Source organism: Bacillus cereus group sp. MYBK245-2 (genome assembly GCF_051916145.1).
GTDB lineage: Bacteria > Bacillota > Bacilli > Bacillales > Bacillaceae_G > Bacillus_A > Bacillus_A pacificus.
Genome location: NZ_JBQAGB010000041.1, coordinates 1 through 2,334, shown reverse-complemented (window position 1 = coordinate 2,334; position 2,334 = coordinate 1). Strand labels below are relative to the sequence as shown.

Genomic DNA, 2,334 nt, shown 5'->3' with positions numbered 1-2,334 from the left:
AACACGGAAGTTAAGCTCTCTAGCGCCGATGGTAGTTGGGACCTTGTCCCTGTGAGAGTAGGACGTCGCCAAGCAAGCTTAAGACGAGTCAGAATGACTCGTCTTTTTTGTGTTTCTAACTTCTGATCAGTCTCAAGTTATTCTGTTATATTCAATTTCGATATGTAGTTTAAGATTTTCTATTTTATTTTTTGTGGAAGCAATCTATCGGTATGTTAAAATAGTACAGTTATTTTTTGAAGTACTTTAATATAGGAAGATTTAATTTTTTTAAAGGAGATAACATGAAAAAGATAGGTATAATTACAGATTTTCCGAATAGGAAAGCCCACTACGGTGCGATAGTACCCCCTTTAGGGGTGGGATGATAGTGAGGTCAAATGCGATGTATAGATAAAAAACCGAAAGTACGTTCTGTACATCAAGTATTTGAAATGGTATAATTTTCATAACAGAGAAGTGAAAGTCTCTAAAACAATCTTGTTCTCTGAAAACAGAATACATATGAGGTTGGAGTAACAAATTCTTCTGCTCCGTAAAATGTATTGAGTCGTCAAGTACAAGACGCTAAAACACATTTGAGAACTCACAATCTGACTCGTTTGGTAATAGAACGAGTGCCGTATCTGCTAGATGCACTGGATATGGAGTGGTGATGGCACACCGCAATCTTGCACGTCAGCGATACTAGAAATAGACTTCGCCTTTGGTAGCAAGAATCCCACTGACGTTAGTCAGCTTGCGGCTTTAGCCGTGGGAGTGTCAATATAGTAGTCTTAGTCCTTCTAGCGATTGTATATATGTTAGTTGGGAATTATTTTTATAACTATGCGTTGAATGCGAAACAAGAAAAAGAATTTTTAGAGGATAACCCTCACTTAGTAGAAACTGTGAATGCATCAGGAGATGTGTTGGCTACAAATGAAGAAAAGGATGCCAACTTTGTATCAAATCATAAACCTAATACACTACACATAAATTCTTTCGATAAGTTGGAATGGAGAAGCTGAGAAGATAGATTCAAATGCATATTGGAATACCGTATGGAAGTTCGTGGGAAGATATATTTAAGTATAATTAGATTTATATATGCGATAATCAGAAGGTAATACTTTTGATTATCGTTTTTCTATTTATAGATTTATTTTAGGTTGTAGTATATAAGGCTTGAAGCATAAATTTTTGAATTCCTTAGTGCCAGTGCTACAATGATTGAAAACTACATGTTAATGAGGTGTTTCTATGAAAATTGAAGTATGGTCAGATTTTGTATGCCCGTTTTGCTACATTGGGAAACGTAGATTAGAAGTAGCTTTAGAGCAATTTCCTCATAAGAAGGATGTTGAAGTTGAGTTTAAAAGTTTTGAATTAGACCAAAATGCTCCAATCTATTCTGGAACAAGTATTAATGAAGTACTTGCATCAAAGTATGGGATTAGTATTGAAGAAGCGAAACGTAATAACGTGCAGCTAGGTAATCATGCAGCTAGTATGGGTTTAAGTTTTAATTTTGATGAGATGAAGCCGACGAACACTTTTGATGCGCATCGTCTTGCGAAATTTGCAAAGGATCAAGGGAAAGAAAAAGAGATTACGGAAAATCTACTTTTTGCATATTTCACTGAATCAAGAAATTTAAGTGATGTGGATACGCTCGCTACTATAGCTGAAGCTTCAGGTTTAGACAAACAAGAAGCTTTACAGGTTATTAATGATAAAAGCGCATATGCAAATGATGTTAGAGTTGATGAAGCGATTGCTCAGCAATATCAAATTTCAGGAGTACCTTATTTTATTATTAATCAAAAGTATGCTATTTCAGGTGCACAACCACTTGAAACTTTTGTTGGTGCACTTCAGCAAGTGTGGGAAGAAGAGAATCCTGTACCTACGTTACAAGAGCTTTCTTCAGAAGGTGGAAGCGATATGTCTTGTACAGATGAAAGCTGTTCGGTACCTTCAAAAGAACAATAGTTTTTATGATGGAAAGCAACCCATAGAGTAGTATATGGGTTGCTTATATATTCTGATAGAAGAGGTATGTAAATAGGGTTTTAAAAAAATGAAGTTTTTTTAAAAAACGTATTGACGATTAGAGATTAGAGGTGTAATATAGAACAAGTCGCCGATGACAATAACGTCGAAAGTGACAAACGAAATAAAAAACTTAGTTGACATTAACTAACGAAGATGTTAACATAAGGAAGTCGCAAATGAGCGACTAAGTAGTTCTTTGAAAACTGAACGAAACAAACAACGTGAAACGTCAATTTTTATTTTAGATGCTAGACAAACTAACTTTATTGGAGAGTTTGATCCTGGCTCAGGATGAAC

The 2,334-nt window shown here is 35.3% G+C and carries 1 protein-coding gene and 1 pseudogene; both read left to right on the top strand.

All coding sequences use genetic code 11. The features are described from left to right. Positions 1-800: 800 nt before the first annotated feature. A pseudogene (locus tag ACTFRN_RS27990) lies at positions 801-995 on the top strand (alpha/beta hydrolase); the annotation flags it as partial. Between the two features lie 247 nt (positions 996-1,242). Beyond that, positions 1,243-1,974: a DsbA family oxidoreductase gene (locus tag ACTFRN_RS27985; protein WP_074567584.1), complete on the top strand. Its 732-nt coding sequence runs from the start codon at positions 1,243-1,245 to the stop codon at positions 1,972-1,974. Positions 1,975-2,334 lie beyond the last annotated feature (360 nt).

What these genes read in the sequence shown, in the direction of transcription:
- ACTFRN_RS27985 (WP_074567584.1), top strand. Translation starts at nt 1,243, where the DNA reads ATGAAAATTGAAGTATGGTCAGATTTTGTATGCCCGTTTTGCTACATT.